Origin of the sequence: Bacillus sp. ISL-4 (assembly GCF_018613275.1) — a bacterium.
GTDB classification, from domain to species: Bacteria; Bacillota; Bacilli; order Bacillales; family DSM-1321; genus Peribacillus; species Peribacillus simplex_E.
The window spans coordinates 47,742-68,310 of record NZ_JAGGQN010000005.1 but is presented as its reverse complement, the minus strand read 5'-3'; the positions used below and the strand labels follow the sequence as shown (position 1 = coordinate 68,310).

At 40.8% G+C, this 20,569-nt stretch carries 16 protein-coding genes; 13 read left to right on the top strand and 3 right to left on the bottom strand.

The window, feature by feature from the left end; genetic code table 11:
• Positions 1-133: 133 nt before the first annotated feature.
• From J7J00_RS03170 to J7J00_RS03160, 3 genes are read right to left on the bottom strand one after another with little or no spacing between them, the layout of a single operon-like run.
• Positions 134-1,168: a sensor histidine kinase gene (locus J7J00_RS03170; protein ID WP_214787418.1), complete on the bottom strand. Its 1,035-nt coding sequence runs from the start codon at positions 1,166-1,168 to the stop codon at positions 134-136.
• Positions 1,165-1,839: a response regulator transcription factor gene (locus J7J00_RS03165; protein ID WP_214787416.1), complete on the bottom strand. Its 675-nt coding sequence runs from the start codon at positions 1,837-1,839 to the stop codon at positions 1,165-1,167. Before J7J00_RS03165 ends, J7J00_RS03170 begins: the two co-directional genes overlap by 4 nt.
• A 23-nt stretch (positions 1,840-1,862) precedes the next feature.
• Positions 1,863-3,614: an ABC transporter ATP-binding protein gene (locus J7J00_RS03160; RefSeq protein ID WP_214787414.1), complete on the bottom strand. Its 1,752-nt coding sequence runs from the start codon at positions 3,612-3,614 to the stop codon at positions 1,863-1,865.
• Positions 3,615-4,008: 394 nt separating this feature from the next.
• Here J7J00_RS03160 and J7J00_RS03155 point away from each other — a divergent pair, with 394 nt between their 5' ends.
• From J7J00_RS03155 to hydA, 13 genes are all read left to right on the top strand, one after another.
• The gene (locus J7J00_RS03155; protein WP_214787412.1) at positions 4,009-4,707 is read left to right on the top strand and encodes a response regulator transcription factor; all 699 of its coding nucleotides are present in this window, start codon (positions 4,009-4,011) and stop codon (positions 4,705-4,707) included.
• Positions 4,700-5,788 carry a HAMP domain-containing sensor histidine kinase gene (locus tag J7J00_RS03150; RefSeq protein ID WP_144553368.1) on the top strand — a complete coding sequence of 363 codons (1,089 nt, stop codon included), beginning with the start codon at positions 4,700-4,702 and terminating at the stop codon, positions 5,786-5,788. The genes J7J00_RS03155 and J7J00_RS03150 overlap by 8 nt, the downstream gene beginning before the upstream one ends.
• A gap of 83 nt (positions 5,789-5,871) precedes the next feature.
• On the top strand, positions 5,872-6,750 hold the full coding sequence (locus tag J7J00_RS03145; RefSeq protein WP_214787410.1) for a M15 family metallopeptidase: 879 nt from the start codon (positions 5,872-5,874) through the stop codon (positions 6,748-6,750).
• Entirely contained in the window at positions 6,747-7,256 is a 510-nt protein-coding gene (locus J7J00_RS03140) for a VanZ family protein (RefSeq protein WP_214787407.1), read from the top strand. The genes J7J00_RS03145 and J7J00_RS03140 overlap by 4 nt, the downstream gene beginning before the upstream one ends.
• Before the next feature lie 230 nt (positions 7,257-7,486).
• A complete protein-coding gene (locus J7J00_RS03135) occupies positions 7,487-8,656 on the top strand; it encodes an ATP-grasp domain-containing protein (RefSeq protein WP_214787405.1) in 1,170 nt (389 codons plus the stop codon).
• 12 nt (positions 8,657-8,668) lie between these two features.
• On the top strand, positions 8,669-10,363 hold the full coding sequence (locus J7J00_RS03130; protein WP_214787404.1) for a methyl-accepting chemotaxis protein: 1,695 nt from the start codon (positions 8,669-8,671) through the stop codon (positions 10,361-10,363).
• 597 nt (positions 10,364-10,960) lie between these two features.
• Positions 10,961-11,161, top strand: coding sequence for a cold-shock protein (locus J7J00_RS03125; protein ID WP_034304915.1), 201 nt, complete (start codon positions 10,961-10,963; stop codon positions 11,159-11,161).
• A gap of 526 nt (positions 11,162-11,687) precedes the next feature.
• Complete coding sequence (locus J7J00_RS03120; RefSeq protein WP_214787402.1) at positions 11,688-12,059, top strand: ArsR/SmtB family transcription factor; 372 nt, start codon at positions 11,688-11,690, stop codon at positions 12,057-12,059.
• A complete protein-coding gene (locus tag J7J00_RS03115) occupies positions 12,052-14,175 on the top strand; it encodes a heavy metal translocating P-type ATPase (protein WP_214787400.1) in 2,124 nt (707 codons plus the stop codon). Before J7J00_RS03120 ends, J7J00_RS03115 begins: the two co-directional genes overlap by 8 nt.
• Before the next feature lie 274 nt (positions 14,176-14,449).
• Positions 14,450-15,715: a GTPase HflX gene (hflX, locus tag J7J00_RS03110; protein ID WP_214787398.1), complete on the top strand. Its 1,266-nt coding sequence runs from the start codon at positions 14,450-14,452 to the stop codon at positions 15,713-15,715.
• A 711-nt stretch (positions 15,716-16,426) separates the two neighbouring features.
• Positions 16,427-17,785: an NAD(P)-dependent oxidoreductase gene (locus J7J00_RS03105; RefSeq protein ID WP_396020476.1), complete on the top strand. Its 1,359-nt coding sequence runs from the start codon at positions 16,427-16,429 to the stop codon at positions 17,783-17,785.
• 26 nt (positions 17,786-17,811) lie between these two features.
• On the top strand, positions 17,812-19,098 hold the full coding sequence (preA, locus tag J7J00_RS03100; protein WP_214787393.1) for an NAD-dependent dihydropyrimidine dehydrogenase subunit PreA: 1,287 nt from the start codon (positions 17,812-17,814) through the stop codon (positions 19,096-19,098).
• Positions 19,099-19,112: 14 nt separating this feature from the next.
• Positions 19,113-20,531 carry a dihydropyrimidinase gene (hydA, locus tag J7J00_RS03095; RefSeq protein ID WP_214787391.1) on the top strand — a complete coding sequence of 473 codons (1,419 nt, stop codon included), beginning with the start codon at positions 19,113-19,115 and terminating at the stop codon, positions 20,529-20,531.
• Positions 20,532-20,569 lie beyond the last annotated feature (38 nt).

Here is a 20,569-nt window from a genome sequence, read left to right as displayed (position 1 = left end):
GGATTATTTAGGGTTCATTTAATTTTAATCATACTTTATTCAAAACCAACAAATAGATTTTTAAAACAGCTGCCATTGCAGCTGTTTTTTATGACTATGGATTTAAAATAAACCTCAACAATCACCAAATCCTTCACGAAATAGGAAGCAGAATGGTGAAAGTCGTTCCCTTATCTAGCTCACTTTCCACGGATATGGTCCCTTCGTGCATTTCAATAATCTTTTTCACGATGGATAGACCTAAACCGCTCCCGCTTTTTGTACGTTCCCTTGCCAGGTCGGCTTTATAGAATCGTTCGAATATATGGAACTGGTCTGTTTCGGAAATGCCAATTCCATTGTCGGATATCGTTATGGATGCCAGATCATCAATCTGTTGTAGCCGAATCGTGATCTTTCCACGATGGCGGGTGAATTTGATACTGTTGTGTATTAAATTTGTCCATACTTGGCTCATTAAATCCTGGTCTGCAAAAATTTGAATCTTTTCTAAAGATATATCCAATTCGAGTTCCTTTTCCAACCACGTCGGTTCACAAGCCAAAATAATGGTTCGTATTTGCTGATCCAGCCGGAAGTCTGTCCTTTCAAAAGGATGATGCTCGGATTCCAAGGATGTAAGCTTGAGAAGGTTATCACTTAATTTAGATAATCTCCTGCTCTCTGTTTCAATTATATTAAGATAATGATTTCGTTCTTCGATTGTCAGCTTATTATATTGAAGAGCTTGGGCAAATCCTACAATGGAGGTTAGGGGCGACTGTATTTCGTGTGAGACGTTAGAGATGAATTCCTGCCGCATCTCTTCCATTTGCTTCAATTGCTTGGCCATGTGATTGAAGTGGTTAATGATATCGGTCATTTCGTTTTTCTTATCCATTTTAAAATCCAATTGTACATTATAATCGCCATTTGCTATTTTCCTTAAGGCATCTATGATCTCGAGGTAAATATTTACCCGTTTTTTGTGATGGATGGCCTGGATAAGAAAACCAATGAATATCATGATTGCGATGCTTGTCAGGATTGTGGCCAGATACCGAGGATAATCTGTTAACCTTAATGGCAATAGCTGAATGATATAGTAACCGGCCGAAAAGCAAATTGAAATAAACGTAAGAAAAAACAGTATGCCAAGCGTTTGTTTGAAAAATCGATTGCTTCTCATCTAGTTATCTCCAAACGGTAGCCCAATCCCCAAATCGTTTTAATCCGGAAGGGGAATTCCGATTCTGGAAACCGTTCTCTCACTCTTTTAATATGAACATCGACAGTTCGTTCATCACCTTCATAATCATAGCCCCAAATGTCTTCAATAAGATCTTCCCTGGAAAAAGTTTTTCCAGGATAGCTTGCTAATTTAAACAACAACTCGAATTCTTTTAATGGAATTGTATATTCCTGGTCTTTGAATGACATTTCATGTGTGTTGCGATTCATTTTTAACTCGCCGATATTTAATGTTTGTGAAATAGTGATTTTATACCGTTTTAATAATGCCTTTATTCTAAGAACCAATTCGATCGGTTCAAATGGCTTTACAAGATAATCATCAGCCCCAAGACCGAAGCCTTTTACTTTTTGAGTTGTTTCCCCTTTTGCAGTCAGCATTAAAATGGGGATATCACTAAATTCCCTTAACTCTTTGCATAATTGCCATCCATCCATGTTAGGCATCATAATATCGATGACTGCCAAATCGATTTTCGCCTTCTCCATTAATGCCAATGCTTGCAGTCCATCCGAGGCTTCATATAGATCAAATCCTTCTTTTCTTAACAACAGGTTTATAAGTTCGCGAATATGTGCATCATCATCGACTATTAATATCTTTGTCATCCTTCTTCCTTCCTTTCGGTGAATTAGGCCAGTTCAAATTTGTGTAACTGCTGTTCAGCAAATTCGCGATATAATGAGTGCGTATTATATAGCTCTTTATGTGTTCCGCTGCCTGTTATTTTGCCTTTTTCAAGGAAGATGATTTGATCTGAACCGATAACGGTCGATAGGCGGTGGGCGATAACTATTGTTGTTCGGCCTTTCATTAAATCATTTAATGCCTGTTGAACAACTTTTTCTGATTTGCTGTCTAGGCTGGAGGTAGCTTCATCAAGCATTAATATTTTAGGGTTTCTTAAAAACGCACGAGCGATGGCGATTCTTTGTCTTTGGCCGCCTGATAATTTCATGCCCCTTTCACCAACCTCTGTATCATATCCATTCGGAAGCTCAGAAATAAACTGATCTGCATATGCCATTTTAGCTACTTGATTTAATTCCTGATCCGTTATATCCCGATCGATGCCATAACAAATATTATCTCGAATTGTACCTGATACAATCGGGCTTTCTTGAGAAACATATCCAATCTGGCTTCTCCATGAAAGCAGTGTGAAATCATTTATGGATTTCCCGCCAATGGAAATGGACCCTTGCTGTGGTTTGTAGAAACGCTCGAATAACGAAAAAAGGGTCGTTTTTCCGCTGCCGCTTGGGCCGACAATTGCAGTGACCTTTCCGGCTTCAATGTTAAAGCTTATATCTTTAAGTACCTGTTCTCCATTATTATAACTATAGTTCAGGTGATCCACACTGATTGATTGACTTATATTTTGAACTGGCTGCTTCGCATCTTCTTCCTCCACTGAATCCAGAATGGAAATGATGCGCTCTGTTGCGCCGGTGGCTTTTTGGAATTGCGTAAAGAAAGCTGCCAGTTGCGCCATTGGCATGATAATTTGGAAAAGATACATGATGAAAGCCACTAAAGCACCTGCGGACAGGGCTCCTGATGAAACACGCATCCCTCCATAACCTAAAATCAGTACGAGTAATGCCATCATGACGAGACTCATCAGCGGACCGATCAGCGCTTGGATTTTTGCTTCCTTTAAACCAAAATGGAATAATTGGGTGATTCCTTTTTTTCCATTTTCATATTCGAATGTTTCTGCATTTGATGCTTTAACAAGCCGGATTTCCGTTAGCACCTGCTGGAGGACTGCGGTGAAGCTCGCTGTCTCATCCTGCATCCCTTTCGATATGCGGTGCATTTTCTTCCCAAGTGGCAGTAATATTAAAACGGAGAGTGGGATGGCAATGAACATTAACAGTGACATTTTCCAATCAAGCAAAAATAACACGATCATGGCGCCGACGATGGATATGATTCCGGTAACGAAATTGGATAGATGTTCCGAAATCAAGCCTTTCACTACCGTTGTATCATTTGTCATCCGACTGACCGTTTCGCCCGATGGTTGTTCATCGAAGTAATTCACGGGTAATACGAGCAATTTTTTCCATAGTTGATCGCGGATGCCGGCGACTACAGATTGACCGATTTTATTCAATAAATAGATGGAAAACCCGCTGGCCAATGCTTGAACGATAATCGCAAGAACGAGAAGTGTGACCCGTTCCGCATTTAGGGAGCTAAGGGAGAAATCATTAATAAGATTTTTTGTGAATAATGGGACCAATAAACTTACGCCTGTTGTGCTTAAGCTTAATATTAATGCAATCCCGATCATTATTTTAGAAGGCTTCGTTTGTTGAACCAATCGGATGAACTGGCTCCAGCCTTTTTGTTTTTTTTCTTGTTCTTGTTTCATGTATTAACATCCTTTCTTGATCTTCATTATAAACTGTAGTATACAAAGAAGTTATGAATTGAATATGAACTAGTCTTAGTTATTCCACGAAAATTCTAGTGAACCTTTTCTTTCTATTTTTCTTTCAATACTACCGCCACTGTTGCTGAATGAAAAAGTTTTTAAAATATGAAATGTTAAAGCTGATCAATAGTGTGTGGCCTTTTCTTATTAAGATACAATAAAAAAATTGGCTTGAAATATTCAGGGGACTATGAAGGTAAAGGTATATGAAATTCATGGTTAATGGCAAGGCATATCAGTTATGATGGGTCACCAGTAGCAATTTGGAAAATCGGAATGGAATGGAGTACAATTATAGTAATGGGAATATGTAAAAGGGAGTAAGATACAGATGAAGCGGATTACCATATTGATAGCTGATGATGAGGTGGAAATTGCTGACCTGGTCGCTTTGCATTTGGAGAAAGAGGGATATAACTATATCAAGGTATCGGATGGGAAAGAGGCCATTCGTGTTATTAGCGATCAGAAGATAGACTTGGCCATCTTGGATATCATGATGCCGGAGTTGAATGGCTATGAAGTTACCCGTCAAATTAGAGAGAAATATCAAATGCCTATCATTTTTCTTAGTGCAAAAAGTTCCGATCTGGATAAAATCTCCGGATTGGTGATGGGGGCGGACGATTATATGACCAAGCCTTTCAATCCAATGGAATTGGTCGCACGCGTGAATGCGCAATTGCGACGGGCAATGCAGTTGAATCAAGCCTCAAACGAAAACGAATCTATATTGGAAGTCGGCGGTTTGACCATTTATCCGGATCAGCGCAAAGTGATACTATATGATGAAGCCATCGAACTAACTCCGAAGGAATTCGATATTTTGGTTCTCTTAGCCGGTCATTCCCAAAAAGTATTTAGTGCGGAAAGTATTTTTCAGAATGTATGGGGCGAAGCGTATTATGAAATGGGCAATAATACTGTTATGGTTCATATTCGTACGCTAAGGAAAAAGCTTGGCGAGGATAAAAATAAAAACAAGTTCATCACGACAGTTTGGGGAGTGGGATATAAATTCAATGGCTGACATGTTACGAAGCTTCCGGGCTAAAATGATTGTATTGCTTGCATTGAGTATGTTGATAGCCGGAACCATTACCTTCCTGATATATAAAGGCCTTCAACTCTATTATCATACGAATGTAAAGGTCGAAGATCCATTGTTCCGTTTGCGTTTGATCATGAATATATATGGAGATCTAAACTTCTTTTTAATCATTTTTATCCCACTTTCGATACTATTCTTCTTTTTCCTTACAAAACCTTATGCGACATACTTTAATAAGATTTCCAATGGAATCAATGATCTCGCAAATGGTGACTTTAAAAGCAGAGTCGACATCTTATCAAAAGATGAGTTCCAGGATATAGCGGAAGATATTAACCGGGCAAGTGAGAAATTACAAGAAGCCGTAGAAAGAGGCGATTTTGCAGAAAGCAGTAAGGATCAATTGGTTCTGAACTTGGCCCATGATTTACGTACACCTCTAACTTCCGTTTTAGGATATTTGGACTTTATCCTTCGAGAAGAAGATTTACCTGCAGAACGAATCAGGCATTTTACGAAGATTGCTTATACGAAATCCCAACGTTTAGAGAAACTTATTGATGAACTTTTTGAAATAACCAGAATGAACTATGGCATGCTTCCATTAGAGAAAAAATCCCTCAACTTAAGTGAATTGCTCATTCAATTAAGTGAAGAACTATATCCACTCTTCGAAAAAAACCACTTGAGTGCAAGATTGACACTTCCATCGCATTTAGATATTTCAGGTGATGGCGACCTATTGGCACGTGTATTCGAAAACTTATTGACCAATGCCGTACGTTATGGAAACGATGGACAGTTCGTGGATATCCTTGGTTTCACTGATAAAGGGGAGGTTGTGGTGCAAGTTATCAATTATGGAACTTGTATACCTGAGGAAGAACTACCTTATGTTTTTGATATGTTCTACACAAATGATAAGGCGCGGTCCCATAAAGATGGAAGCACGGGTCTCGGTTTATTCATCGCAAAAAATATTGTCGAACAGCATAATGGAACGATATCCGTTAAAAGCGATTCTATACAGACTCTATTTGAAGTGCGATTACCGCAGTGATTTAAGAAAAATTTTATAATTTCCCCACTATTTTTTTAAACTATTTTTCCTAACCTATAGAAAGAAGGTAAGGAGGACTGTTCATGAAGAAGTGGGTTTTTTTGTTTGTTTTATTTTTGCTGTTTGCACGTGAAGTAAACGAATATAAATCTGACGGTGATTTTCAAATTATTGATGAAAGACATGGTCTAAGGGTTCCGAAGGAGAGTGTAACGTTAGAAATAGCTAAGGATCAGGTTTACCAAGGGAATTTGTTATTGGTCAATAAGGAACATCCTGTACATCAGGGAGGGATCAAATCTGATGTGGTTAATCTATTTCAACACAAAGAACTAATAGAGGGATACGGTCTGTTGGACGAAAGGACTCGCCTGTCACAGGGTGTGGCAGAGAAATTCTTGAAAATGGTTCGTGCGGCTGAAAAAGATAATGTCCGTCATTTCATGATTAGCAGCGGGTATCGGAATGAAGAGGAGCAAAGTCAGCTCTATCAAGAAAAGGGGTCTGCATTTGCTTTACCAGCTGGCTATAGTGAGCACAACTTAGGGTTATCACTTGATATAGGCTCCACCTTATCAGGTATGAATGAAGCCCCGGAAGGAAGGTGGCTGCAAAAGAATGCTTCGAAATACGGTTTTATTTTACGTTATCCGGAAAATAAAAAGGCTATTACAGGAATTGAATATGAGCCATGGCATTTCCGCTATGTTGGTCTTCCCCATAGTAGAATCATGCAGAAAAAGAATTTTACTTTGGAAGAATACCTTACTTATATAAAAGAGAAAAAGAAAATTGGGGGAACCATAAGGGGTGTGAAATATGAAGTCTCTTATTATCCTGTATCCTCAAAAAAGACGGTTAAAGTACAGGCCGACGCGTATGAAGTATCTGGAGATAATATGGGTGGAGTCATCGTGACTGCTTTTTCTTCTGTGCATGCACGTGATGGGCAAGAGAAATGAAGAAAATAATAATACAGGATATCATTATTCCAGCCTTGTTTGCTAGTTATATATTTTTGCTAACCAAAGTCATTTTATTTAAGTTTGGCCATATTGATATAACTTTTCTTCTGGAACAGCTTCAAAGTAATCTAAAAAACCCAGCAAATATGAAGGATAGATTATTATTGTTCGGTAATTTCATACCACTTAATGAAATAGTGAGTGCTGTCCAAAATAGGACATATCACAATGTATTCAATTTGCTAGGAAACATCGCATTATTCATTCCTTTTGGTATATTTCTACCCCTCGTTATTGAAAAGGGATATATAAATCTAAAGAGAGTATGCTGTATTTCCTTTATAGTAAGTCTTTGTTTCGAAGTCTCTCAGGCTGTCTTTAATATCGGCATCTTTGATGTGGATGATCTATTATTAAATACGTTTGGCGGAATGCTAGGGTATGCCCTATTCAAGTTCGGCATCAAATCGAAAAACCATATCATTGTAGATGTACAAGAATGAAAGGAGTTCCTTCAACATGAGCATAGGAAAAAGGAGAGCCCGGGGCTAAATCCGGGCTTATCCCTTGTCCCCAAATAATTTTCAGCTTAGATCGAATAGGTAAAAAGATATAGTGATATCTTGCTTTTTAATTCATTTTTAATAATAAATACCTATTTAAGCTAAAAACTTACTTGTTTTAACCGATTAAATATGGAGATACAAAAAACAGTATAAGTTAGGTGGAAAAAATGATTATTTTGAATGAGTCCATTGTGTCGCCAATTCTTCTAAAGGTGTTGGAGGAAAGGCAAATTCCAGTATTGGAACAAGGGCAATGGGGAGACGGATTAACATCAGAAAAGCTAAACATTCAAAAAGATACCGAATTTTTCAAGTCCATGGAAATGGACAAAAGAATTCTAACAAACTCCGAAAATGGCATAACAGTATTAGGTCATTTTCAACCGAATAGCAATGTATACATATGGTCAAAGTTATTGAAGGATAAGAGTCAGGTGCGAAATTTGACGAAATCTTTATATCCTGATTTCTATTTCCAAGATATCGATTTATCCATAATAAGTGACCTGGATAAAAATCAACTACCGTTTCCGGTAGTTATCAAACCCAATATTGGCTATTCAAGTGTAGGGGTGCACAAAGTCAAGAATGAGCAGGATTGGGATATAGCCGTGAACCAACTTAAAGCGGATTTACTTCATTCGGATGGATTATATGATTCAGAGGTGATCGGTTCCCAGACCGTTTTAATAGAAGAGTGGATTCAGGGTGAAGAGTATGCCATTGATGGTTATTACAATCAAGATGGTGAACCGGTCATTTTGAATGTCTTCAAACGATTATTCAAGGATGATTACGATACTTCCGATCGAATTTATTATACTTCGAAGTCGGCCATTAATGAAATCTATCATGATGCACTAAAGTTCATGAGGAATATCCAAACGGTCCTTCCACTTAGTAATTACCCTGTACACTTTGAAATTCGCAAAAAAGGAAATCGGTTGATGCCCATCGAAATCAATCCCTTGCGTTTTGCCGGGGCGGGTACAACGGATCTAGGTTACCATGCCTATGGAATGAATATGTACGAACACTATTTTTCTGGAACGAAACCCGATTGGAATCGGATATTGGAAGAGATGGACGATCATATATATAGCTTTTTCTTTGCAGAGGTTCCACTGGAAATAAATCTGGAAGATGTTGCACGTATTGATCATGACGGACTTCGTCATGAATTCGAACATGTCTTGGAATATAGGCAGCTTCCTTTTCAAAATGACCGGAGCATGGCCATCATCTTTTATAGAAGTGAGGATTTGAATAAAAATCTCCAATTGCTTCATTTGGACTTAATACCATATTTGACTATAAAAAACCTGGTTTTCATCTAAGGGGGCATGGAAATGAGATTTTCAAAGCTGAATCCTAAAAAATCTCTATTGGCAAAACTATTCTTGTTTTATATTATTCCTTTCGTACTTTTCGCAGGGGCCATGGGCCTTTGCTTTTCCTATATTACTAATAAAATGATCAATGAGAATGTCCTTCCGCAATTCGATGAACGTCTTTCTGAAAATGCCCACAGTTTAGCAGCAAGCCTCAATCCCACTTTGATAAACAAAGCTTCGGTACGGGGAGAAGAGATTAAGCGGGAGTTGGATGCCTTTGCTAAAGATAAAAAGGGAATCTCATATGTTTATGTTTTGAAGCGGGAGAACGATGTCGACATGATTGTAGCCTTGAACGGCAGCGAGGACTACATGGTGGAATCCCCCTTCACGCCGGAACAGGCAAAATCGATAAATGGAAACGAAGACGTATTAAGTGAAGTATATAAAGATAAGTGGGGTACACACAAGTCATACTTTACGGCAATCAAAGGGACGGACGCGATTGTCGGAATCGATATGGATACAAAATTCATTGATGAATTAAAAAGCACAATGATATTCTATAATATCTTATTTCTTGCAAGTGCCGTTATATTAGGTGTGCTATGCGCCGTTGTCATCGGGAAAAAGATTTCGGGGCCTGTCAATGAACTTGTTGGTTACACGAATAAAATGGCAAAAGGGGATTTAAGTAAATCGATTCCCGTTGGTAGACAGGATGAGATTGGCGATCTTTCAAATGGATTCGAAGATATGAGGTTAAGTTTGGCGCATATTATCCAGAATGTCCGTGAACACGCCCAAACGATGAATCAAACGACAGTGTCCATTCAGCAATCCTTTGAAGAGATGGTGGAATCCTATGGCCAGATAGTGACGGGGACAACGGAAGAAGCAAAAGCTTCAGAAGAACGTGCCCACCATATTGACCGAATTTCCAATATGATCAGTGACTTAACGGAAACAATCCGTTTAATGAACGAACAAACGAATGAAATGAATGAATTTACCCTGCATACCAATACACTTGCTGAACAAGGAAGTAAACAAGTGCAAGATGTAACGAGCCAGATGGATAAAATCATGGAAAACGGCCAAGCGAATAAAGCCAATTTGGTAAGCCTGGAAGAGGATGTAGTGAAGATAAATGAAGTGATTGGCTTAATAAGGGTGATTGCTTCTCAAACGAACCTGCTATCCCTGAATGCTTCCATTGAAGCGGCACGGGCTGGTGATGCCGGCAGAGGTTTTGCCGTAGTGGCTCAAGAGGTGCAAAAATTGGCTGTGCAAACAGATGAATCCATCGATATCATTTCAGAATCCATTATGCGGATTAATGAACAAACAGCCAAAGTCATCCAAAATAATGATGAGAGTTTTCAGGATATATTAAATGGTGTTTCCTTAGTTGAAAACAATGGCGAGATTTTCAATAAGATATTTGAATCCGTAGAGAAATTGCTGAAAGGCACGGAACAATTAGCCGCCCATTCGAAAAAAATCAATGAGTCTTCGGATGAAAGCCTGGCATCCATTCAGGAAATTGCGGCGATATCAGAAGAAGGAGTCGCAACAACGGAGCAAATCTCGGCAGCTGCCATTCAACAAAGTACCATAATGACTGGATTGAAGGAACAAAATCAAGATTTAGCAAATGAATCGGCGACTTTAGAAGAAATGGTAGAGAAGTTCATTACCGAAAAATAAATATTTGATGTAAACATCTACAAAAACCTCTCTTAACTTTGTTTACGGGAGGTTTTTGTAGACAAAAGGGGTTCTATCTGAATTTTTAAACATAGTTGATTGGATCGGGTGTTCGGGACTCCTGCGGGAAAAGCGGGTCCAATGGAGACCCCACAGGCGCTAAGAGCGCCGAGGAGGCTTCCGGACCACCCGCGGAAAGTGAGTGCCTGGAGAGGAAATCAACGTTCCGTTTTACACTCCCTCAAAAAAATTATAGGCAATCATAAATAATATCGAGTTTGTCTACATTTTGAAACCTCTCATTAACTTTGTTTACGAGAGGTTTTTGTTTGGATGAATGCATGTAAGAGTTCGTGTGTAATAGATAGAGCCACTTTAATTACTGCTTATTTTTTCATCGAATTGAGAGAGTATTAAAAATTGCTGGAAAAAAGTTTATCCAAACTATTTGCAATCGCTACCATTTAATGTTATGCTTAGTCTTAATTATTTTTGTTCGGTACTAAGGATACTAAAAGTACTACTTTTCGTTTTCGATGATGACTTAGAGCAAGGATAGTAATACATTGTGCTTAGATGCACTAGGAGGCAACAACAATGGAACAAGGTAAAGTAAAATGGTTTAACGCAGAAAAAGGTTTTGGATTCATCGAACGCGAAAACGGAGACGACGTATTCGTACATTTCTCAGCTATCCAAAGCGAAGGTTTCAAATCTTTAGACGAAGGTCAAGAAGTTACTTTTGAAGTAGAACAAGGCCAACGCGGACCTCAAGCTTCTAACGTTCAAAAAGCATAATTTCAATAACAAAAAAAGACGGATCCTTGTTATAGGATCTGTCTTTTTTTGTTTTGTGAAAATACATAGCAAAAAACCCTGCTCAACGATAAGCAGGGTAAATGGCACAAGTAAAGTAAAACGCTTAAAAAGGTTTGACTAAGTATATCATAGTTTTTCTAAAAAATACTAAATTAAATATATTATACTTATCGAGGCATCGATAGGAAATTACTGAAATCATTGGATTGAAGGGACGTGAAGGAATTTATGTCCCTTCTTTTTTTTTTCGCCTGAAGTATAGAAGTTTCGGTTCAGGAGATTCATGGAGTCCCTGGAAAGAGGACGGCCTGCCCTTTTGTGTTCAGCAAAATTCCAGGGGAACGACTGCGAAGTGAAACAAAAAACGATGGCCCACATATAAAGACATATAGGCACTTTCAAAGGAAGGAGAAAAGATTCTTGTACATTCAAATATAGATTTGAATATTCAGGGAATTATGTTATATTATAATCAAACGCAGATTTGAATGAGAGGTGTGAGAAGATGACGGAACTGAAAGATATATGTGATGTCCACCTGCATGATGAAGTGAAGGTTAATCGCATTCAAGAGGAAATGGGCCAGGTGAATTTATCCCGCATGTCGAAGCTGTTTAAGGTTATAGGCGATGAGAATAGGGCGAAGATAGCTTATGCGCTCTGTAAGGACGAGGAATTGTGTGTGTGCGATCTGGCCAATATCATTGGTGCTTCAATGGCGACAACGTCACATCATCTTCGTACCCTTTATAAACACGCAATCGTAAAATACCGAAAAGAAGGAAAGTTGGCTTTTTATTCTTTGGATGATCACCATATAAAGCAATTAATTCTCATTGCTTTAGAACATCAGCAGGAGGTAAGGGTCGATGGCTGAGTCCCCATTAAAAACATATCGTATCCAAGGTCTATCCTGCACTAATTGTGCAGCTAAATTTGAGAACAAAGTCCGTGAACTAGAGGGTGTGGAGGATGCCAAAATCAACTTTGGTGCCTCGAAGATTTCTGTACAGGGCAGTGCGACTATCGAAGAAATTGAAAAGGCGGGTGCTTTTGATAACCTGAGAATCCGTGGTGAACAGGAACAGGTGACGCAAAAGGAACCATTTTGGAAGCAAAAAGAAAATATAAAAGTGGTATTCTCGGTTATCCTTTTGCTGATCAGCTGGATATTGGATAATCGATATGCTGATGGAAGCATCATGCCGGTGATCGGTTATGCGGCTGCAATCATAGTTGGGGGATATTCATTATTTGTCAATGGATTGAAGAATCTTGTCAGACTTCGCTTTGATATGCACACCCTTATGACGGTTGCCATCATCGGGGCGGCCGTGCTTGGTGAATGGGGCGAAGGGGCGACTGTCGTCATACTATTTGCGATAAGTGAAGCACTGGAAAAATATTCGATGGATAAAGCCCGTAATTCTATAGAATCATTAATGAACATCGCACCTAAAGAAGCCTTGATCCGTAGGGGGCATCACGAAATGATTGTTGCTGTTAATGAGATTGAAGTGGGCGACATCATGATCGTTAAACCGGGTCAAAAGCTTGCCATGGATGGCAGGATCATGAAAGGGGCCTCGACACTTAATCAAGCAGCCATTACTGGGGAATCCGAGCCGGTTTTTAAAACGGTTGATGGTGAAGTGTTTGCCGGAACCTTAAATGGTGAAGGGTTGCTCGAAGTGGAGGTCACGAAGCGAGTCGAGGATACGACGATTGCAAAAATCATCCACCTTGTTGAAGAAGCACAGGCCGAAAAGGCCCCTTCCCAAGCCTTCGTGGATAAATTCGCAAAATTCTATACGCCGGCCATTATGCTCATTGCCTTGGCCATTGCCGTGTTGCCCCCGTTTGTGATGAACGGGGATTGGAGTGAATGGATTTACCGGGGGTTGGCTGTCCTTGTTGTCGGCTGTCCTTGTGCTTTGGTCATTTCTACGCCCATCGCCATTGTGACAGCTATCGGAAATGCTGCGAAACATGGTGTGCTGATTAAAGGCGGGGTCCATTTGGAGGAAGCGGGAGCCTTAAAGGCGATTGCGTTTGACAAAACGGGTACTTTAACAAAGGGTGTACCTGAAGTGACTGATTTCACTGTGTTATCTGCTGAGTTGAATGAACAGGATGTGCTGGCTATCGCTGCTGCTTTAGAAAGCAGATCACAGCACCCCCTTGCCACAGCCATTCTTCAAAAGGCGGAAAACCACGATGTGGACTATCATTCTTTATTGGTAGAGGATTTTACTGCGATCACAGGTAAAGGTATAAAAGGGAAAATCAATCAAGGAATCTATTACATTGGTAAACCCCACCTTTTTGAAGAAGAGGCAGGTTTAGTTTTATCTGATGATGTGCTTAAATTAATCAGCGGCTTTCAAAATACGGGAAAAACGGTGATGGTGCTTGGCGATCAAGTGAAGATCCTGGCGCTCATCGCGGTGTCTGATGAAATAAGGGAAAGCAGTAAAGAAGCAATTAGGAAACTGCATGCCTTGGGCATTGAAAAAACGATCATGCTGACTGGGGATAATATCGGAACAGCTAAAGCTATTGGAGCGGCAGCTGGCGTTCATGAGATCGAGGCAGAGCTATTGCCACAAGATAAATTGACCATCATCAAACGATGGAAACAAAAATATGATCGAGTGGCCATGGTAGGCGATGGTGTCAATGATGCTCCGGCCTTGGCAGCTTCCACGGTTGGAATAGCAATGGGTGGGGCGGGTACAGATACGGCCCTTGAAACAGCCGATATTGCCTTAATGGGTGATGACTTATCGAAGCTGCCTTATACAATCCGCTTAAGCCGCAAAACATTAAAAATCATTAAGCAGAACATCACGTTTTCATTGGTGATTAAAATCCTGGCCTTATTATTGATAGCGCCGGGCTGGTTAACACTTTGGATGGCGATTTTTGCCGACATGGGTGCGACGTTATTAGTTACATTGAATAGTCTTAGGTTATTGAGAATAAAGGAATAGAATAATATGGGCTCCCTGGTGTATCTTAAGGTGCACCAGGGAGCTTTTATTTATGGGATTTCCAATTGTTTCATGTGAAACTTTGAAAAAATTAATCGGTCCTGTTATTTTTTTGTTGAATTTTCTTTTATAGTAAGGGAAGTCCGATCAACTCGGGCAGCGAACGTTATGCAAGTAATGTCTGGTATGCTACAATGTGGCTGGCTTTTAGGCAGTATGATGGGTTTGTTTAAGCATAATATAGGGAGTAAGGTATGTACGGAAGGGATTTGAAATGATGGAATTACAGCAGAGGGCAATCTTGGTTGGAGTTAATCTCAACGGTCAAAAGGATTTTGAGTATTCAATGGAGGAATTGGCCAATTTAACGGAAGCATGTGAGGTAGAGGTCGCAGGGACCATCACACAAAATTTGCAACGGGTGAACTCGTCACATTTTATCGGTACCGGGAAGATCGAGGAAGTAAAAAATCTCGTTGAGTATAAAGAAGCTAATGTCGTCATTTTTAATGATCAGCTCTCCCCTTCGCAACTTCGTAATCTGGAGAGGGACATGGATTGCAAGGTGATCGACCGGACAATCTTGATACTGGACATCTTCGCGCATCGGGCGAAAACGAAGGAAGCACAGCTTCAGGTAGAGGTGGCAAAGCTTCAGTATATGCTCCCGCGTCTCGTTGGTTTGAGGGAGTCATTAGGGCGTCAGAGTGGCGGGGTCGGTACAAACAAAGGTGCAGGTGAAAAGCAGTTAGAGCTTGACCGCAGGAGAATCGAGGAAAATATAAGTGTTTTGAATAAAGAACTGGAAGCACTTGTTGCACACCGGCAAACGCAGAGGAAACAGCGGAAAAAGAACGCCATCCCTGTCGTATCCTTAGTCGGTTATACAAATGCAGGTAAATCTTCGATCATGAATGCACTAATTGAGAAGTTCCATCCAACAGTCGAGAAGCAGGTGTTTGAGAAGGATATGCTGTTCGCTACGCTTGAGACATCCGTCCGAAACATCCCGCTTCCGGATAAAAAGGAATTTTTATTGACGGATACGGTGGGGTTTGTGTCCAAATTGCCCCATCATCTCGTGAAAGCATTCCGCTCCACATTGGAAGAAGTGGTAGAAGCGGACCTGCTGATTCATGTTGTCGATTTTTCCAATCCTGATCATGAGCATCAAATAGAGATAACGGATAAGACTTTAAACGACATAGGCAATAAAGGGATTCCAACGATTTTTGCTTATAATAAAGCGGACCTTACCGATTTGGATATCCCTCAGGTGAATCGTGGCTCTGTGTATATGTCAGCAAAAAACAAAGTTGGCATCGAGGAATTGATAGATCAAATTCGCAAGCATATTTTTGTCGACTATACTCACTGTGAAATGCTGATTCCATTTGATCAAGGACAGCTTGTTTCATATTTCAATGAAAATGGTCACATAACCGAAACAGAATATGAGGCAACCGGATATCGAATAAAGCTTGAGTGCAAGAAAACGGATTATGAGAAATATAAACGATACGTTATTCATCCGGAATGAACCTGCCTGTTGATAAATTGTTAACGGTTTGTTGATAAGTGGAAAAGTCGATTCAATATTGTGGATAACTTTTGGTGGAATGCCTCCGTTCTGCAAAAACAAAGAGAATAATGCCATATAGTATGTGAATAAGTTGTGGATAAAAGTGAAAAGACCCAGGAAACCAAGATTTTAGTTTCTGGGCTTTTTTTTATGTGGACAAAGTGTTGATAATTAGGTCTTCAGAACAAATCATCCAAAGAATATCAATAAGTATGGTGAAAAGTAAGTTTGAATGTAGAAAAATGACGATGTTTATCACTTATTGTTAGGAAATATAACATGATTATTACATATTGCATATCTAGCATCTGGGAATACTTTACACTTTGTATAATGTAACTTATTTTTAAACATTATAAAATAAAGAATACTCAATTCTCTGATTTATCATCAGGATATGAGTTTTTAAGATTAGCAGGGGGGGCTTTTTGTGTTAGAAGGAAGCAGGGACCGAGGCGTGATCAGTGAGAGAATGATAGAAAATAATAAACAAAACGAGAGAATTTTGGCTGGGAAATCGCCATGACTGTTATTTGAATAAATTGATGAAAACCATGTTGGCAATGCTTTCAATCGTTTAAATATGAGGACAGTAGAGAGAAATGCATGCAATTCCTCCCTTTTTATTTTTCAAAAATAAATGTTTGGAAGGAGAAATAGTGGATGAGTATGACGAGCCCATTAAAAGGTGATCTGGAGATTAACTTCCAGGAAGCGGAGAGGGGTTTATCCCCAAGGGAAGCTTTGGAAGAATCGAATCGATGTTTATACTGCTATGATGCCCCATGCATCCAAGCATGTCCGACCGGAATAGATATTCCAGGTTTTATTAAGAAGATAGCTTCAGGTAATTTTAAAGGGTCGGCCAAGACCATCATGACAGCCAATCCTGTCGGTGCCAGCTGTGCGCGGGTATGTCCGACTGAAGAGCTATGTGAGGGGGCATGTGTCCTGAACCATTCTACAAAGCCAATCATGATTGGCAATCTCCAGCGTTATTCCACAGATTGGGCCATCCAAAATAAACAAGCCCTATTCAAGGCCGGGAAGAAGAATGGCAAAAAAGTTGCCATTGTAGGAAGCGGTCCGGCGGGTTTGTCTGCAGCAAGGGAGTTAGCCTTGCTTGGCTACAGTGTAACCATTTTCGAAGCTGAAAAGAATCCAGGCGGATTAAATACTTACGGAATTGTATCGTTCCGTTTACCTCAGAGCATTTCTTATTGGGAAGTTGAACAAGTAAAGAGTTTGGATGTTGATATTAAAACGAATACACGGGTCGGAGTGGATGTTTCCGCAAATCAGCTGACTGCCGACTATGATGCGGTCATTTTAGCGATCGGCATGTCCGATGTTCCTAAGCTTGGAATTGAAGGGGAGGATTTGGCTGAAGTTTATGATGCAATCAATTTCGTGAAAGCAACGAAAACAGGGGCAATCACTGATAAATTCATTGGGAAGAAGATGGCGGTTATAGGGGCTGGAAACACGGCGATTGATGCCGCGACCTGTTCTGTACGCCTTGGCGCCGAACAGGTTAGCATTATTTATCGGCGTACCCAAAAGGAAATGACAGCCTATGATTTTGAATATGAGTTTGCCAAACAAGAAGGTGTCGGGTTTCACTGGCTGACTGCCCCATCCAGGATACTCTCGGATGAAAGCGGTCAGGTTACGGGCATCGAGTGCGTGAAGATGGTGCTTAGCGAGGCGGGGGAAGATGGCCGGCGCCGTCCAGTCCAAATTTCCGGATCAGAGTTCGTCATACCGGTCGATGGGGTCATTCGTGCCATAGGCCAATCCAGGTATGTAGGATTGATTGAACAGTTCGGCATTCAACATGATGATGGTGTCGTAACATTGGAGGGTGATTCCTACAGGACATCGAATGAAAAGATCTTTGCGTGCGGTGACGTGATCTTCGGAAAAGGCCAAGGTGAGGCAATGGTTGTTTCAGCTGCCCAGCAAGGGAAGAAGACAGCCTATGAAATTGAAACGATTTTGATGGGCGAAGCGGTGGATATTGCTTAATAACTATGAAAATTAGGAGGCTTATCATGGCTGATTTATCAATTGATCTTGCAGGTATTAAATCTCCCAATCCTTTTTGGCTTGCTTCAGCACCACCTACTAATTCGGGTTATCAAGTCCAGCGCGCATTTGAAGCTGGCTGGGGTGGAGCTGTTTGGAAGACGTTGGGTGATCCCATCCTGAATGTTTCATCACGTTTTGCAGCGGTCAGCTTTAATGGACAGAGAGTTGCCGGGTTCAACAATATAGAATTGATTACGGATCGTCCTCTTGAAGTGAATCTGAAAGAAATATATGAAACGAAGAAGAGATTTCCTGATCATGCAATCATTGCATCGGTGATGGTGGAGCCAAAACAGGAAAAGTGGCATGAAATCATCAAACGTATAGAAGATGTAGGGGTCGATGGTTACGAGTTGAACTTTGGCTGCCCGCACGGTATGGCAGAGCGTGGGATGGGAGCTGCTTCGGGACAGGTTCCCGAACTTGTGGAAAAGCAAACATACTGGGCGAAGGAAGCTGCATCCAAACCCGTCATCGTCAAGCTTACACCCAATATAACCGACATTACGGTTACAGCTGAAGCGGCGGTGCGCGGCGGTGCGGATGCAATAAGCATGATCAATACGATCAACAGTTTGGCAGGAGTGGACATCCATTCATGGAATACGATTCCCCATGTAGGCGGCAAGGGGGCTCACGGAGGGTATTGCGGTCCCGCCGTGAAGCCAATTGCTTTGAATATGGTGGCTGAGTGTGCAAGGAATAAAATGATCAATGTTCCCATTTCCGGAATAGGCGGCATTTCAAATTGGCAGGATACGGTGGAATTTTTATTGATGGGTTCGACTGGAGTGCAAATTTGTACGGCTGCCATGCATCACGGTTTTAGAATAGTAGAAGACTTGATTGATGGCCTGTCCAATTACCTTGATGAAAAAGGGATTTCTTCTGTGATGGATATTGTCGGTAAGTCCGTACCGCGTTATTCCGACTGGGGGAATTTAGATCTCAATTATAAGGTTGTTGCGCGCATTAATAATGATGTGTGCATTAACTGCAATAAATGCCATATTGCGTGTGAAGACACATCTCATCAATGTATAGATATGTTAAAGGACACGTCAGGCAGCTCCTTTTTGAGAGTGCGGGAAGAAGATTGCGTAGGCTGTAACCTTTGCTCGATCGTCTGTCCGGTCGATGGGGCGATCGATATGATCGAATTGACAAATGAATTACCGCCAATGACCTGGAATGAACGCCAGTCGTTCCTTGGGGGCATAAGCAGAGAAAGTGTTGATTTCGTAAAATGATGGAGGGGTCGAAGATGAAGAAAATCATTAAAAATGGAACGATTGCAACAGCTGCAGATACGTATCAGGCGGATATATTGATTGAAAATGAGAAGATTGCAATGATTGGCAAGGACCTGCCGGCTGAGGGGGCTGAAATCATTGATGCAAAAGGCGCTTATATTTTTCCGGGGGGCATTGATCCGCACACCCATCTCGATATGCCGTTTGGAGGGACAACGACGAAGGATGATTATGAAACGGGTACGATTGCTGCTGCATATGGAGGTACGACAACGATCATCGACTTTTGTCTGACCGAAAAAGGGGTGCCATTAAAGAAAGCAATTGAAACATGGCATGAAAAGGCCAATGAAAAAGCGGCCATAGATTATGGTTTTCATTTAATGATCAGCGAGATTAACGATGATGTATTGGCTGAGTTGCCAAGTATCATCGATAATGAAGGGATTTCTTCCTTTAAAGTGTTCATGGCTTACAAGAATGTTTTTCAAGCTGATGATGCCACGCTATACCGCACTTTGTTGCAAGCAAAGGAACTTGGCGCACTTGTCATGGTTCACGCTGAAAATGGTGATGTCATCGATTATCTTACAAAGCAGGCGCTTGCTGAAGGTAACACCGATCCAATTTACCATGCATTGACAAGGCCTCCGGAACTTGAAGGGGAAGCAACTGGACGTGCAGCTAAACTGACTGAAATGGCAAATGGCCAGCTCTATGTGGTTCATGTCACCTGTGAAGATGCGGTTGAAAAGATCACGGAGGCAAGAAATAAAGGGGTGGATATTTGGGGGGAGACTTGTCCGCAATATTTGGTTCTTGACCAGTCTTATCTTGAAAAGCCCCATTTCGAAGGATCTAAGTATGTATGGTCCCCGCCGTTAAGGGAGAAGAAAAACCAGGAAGTGCTATGGAATGCTTTGAAAACGGGACAGCTGCAAACGATTGGCTCCGATCAATGCTCTTTTGATTTTAAGGGACAGAAGGAACTTGGACGTGAAGATTTCACGAAAATACCGAACGGTGGCCCAACGATTGAGGACCGTATGAGCATCCTCTTTTCTGAAGGGGTCATGAAAGAGCGTATTACCTTGAATCAATTCGTCGACATGACATCTACGCGTGCTGCCAAACTATTTGGATTATTCCCTAAGAAAGGGACGATTGCAGTAGGTTCTGATGCTGATATCGTCATTTTTGATCCTAAAGTTGAAAGGGCCATTTCTGCTGATACTCATCACATGGCTGTGGATTATAATGCGTTTGAAGGTATGGAAATTACAGGTGAACCGGTTTCCGTTTTATCGAGAGGTCAATTCGTCATTAAAGAAAAACAATTTGTAGGCGAAGCTGGAAAAGGGCAATTCCTGAAACGGGCAAAATATAATGCGGCGCTGAAGCCGGATACCGGGAAAAGGCTTCCAGTCTAACTTCGGTAAGGAATCTTGCAAATTAATTTAGGGGGATT

Excerpts from the sequence above, each read along its gene's own strand:
- J7J00_RS03170 (WP_214787418.1), bottom strand. The coding sequence starts at position 1,168 with ATGAGAAGCAATCGATTTTTCAAACAAACGCTTGGCATACTGTTTTTT.
- J7J00_RS03165 (WP_214787416.1), bottom strand. The coding sequence starts at position 1,839 with ATGACAAAGATATTAATAGTCGATGATGATGCACATATTCGCGAACTT.
- J7J00_RS03160 (WP_214787414.1), bottom strand. The coding sequence starts at position 3,614 with ATGAAACAAGAACAAGAAAAAAAACAAAAAGGCTGGAGCCAGTTCATC.
- J7J00_RS03155 (WP_214787412.1), top strand. The coding sequence starts at position 4,009 with ATGAAGCGGATTACCATATTGATAGCTGATGATGAGGTGGAAATTGCT.
- J7J00_RS03150 (WP_144553368.1), top strand. The coding sequence starts at position 4,700 with ATGGCTGACATGTTACGAAGCTTCCGGGCTAAAATGATTGTATTGCTT.
- J7J00_RS03145 (WP_214787410.1), top strand. The coding sequence starts at position 5,872 with ATGAAGAAGTGGGTTTTTTTGTTTGTTTTATTTTTGCTGTTTGCACGT.
- J7J00_RS03140 (WP_214787407.1), top strand. The coding sequence starts at position 6,747 with ATGAAGAAAATAATAATACAGGATATCATTATTCCAGCCTTGTTTGCT.
- J7J00_RS03135 (WP_214787405.1), top strand. The coding sequence starts at position 7,487 with ATGATTATTTTGAATGAGTCCATTGTGTCGCCAATTCTTCTAAAGGTG.
- J7J00_RS03130 (WP_214787404.1), top strand. The coding sequence starts at position 8,669 with ATGAGATTTTCAAAGCTGAATCCTAAAAAATCTCTATTGGCAAAACTA.
- J7J00_RS03125 (WP_034304915.1), top strand. The coding sequence starts at position 10,961 with ATGGAACAAGGTAAAGTAAAATGGTTTAACGCAGAAAAAGGTTTTGGA.
- J7J00_RS03120 (WP_214787402.1), top strand. The coding sequence starts at position 11,688 with ATGACGGAACTGAAAGATATATGTGATGTCCACCTGCATGATGAAGTG.
- J7J00_RS03115 (WP_214787400.1), top strand. The coding sequence starts at position 12,052 with ATGGCTGAGTCCCCATTAAAAACATATCGTATCCAAGGTCTATCCTGC.
- hflX (WP_214787398.1), top strand. The coding sequence starts at position 14,450 with ATGATGGAATTACAGCAGAGGGCAATCTTGGTTGGAGTTAATCTCAAC.
- J7J00_RS03105 (WP_396020476.1), top strand. The coding sequence starts at position 16,427 with ATGACGAGCCCATTAAAAGGTGATCTGGAGATTAACTTCCAGGAAGCG.
- preA (WP_214787393.1), top strand. The coding sequence starts at position 17,812 with ATGGCTGATTTATCAATTGATCTTGCAGGTATTAAATCTCCCAATCCT.
- hydA (WP_214787391.1), top strand. The coding sequence starts at position 19,113 with ATGAAGAAAATCATTAAAAATGGAACGATTGCAACAGCTGCAGATACG.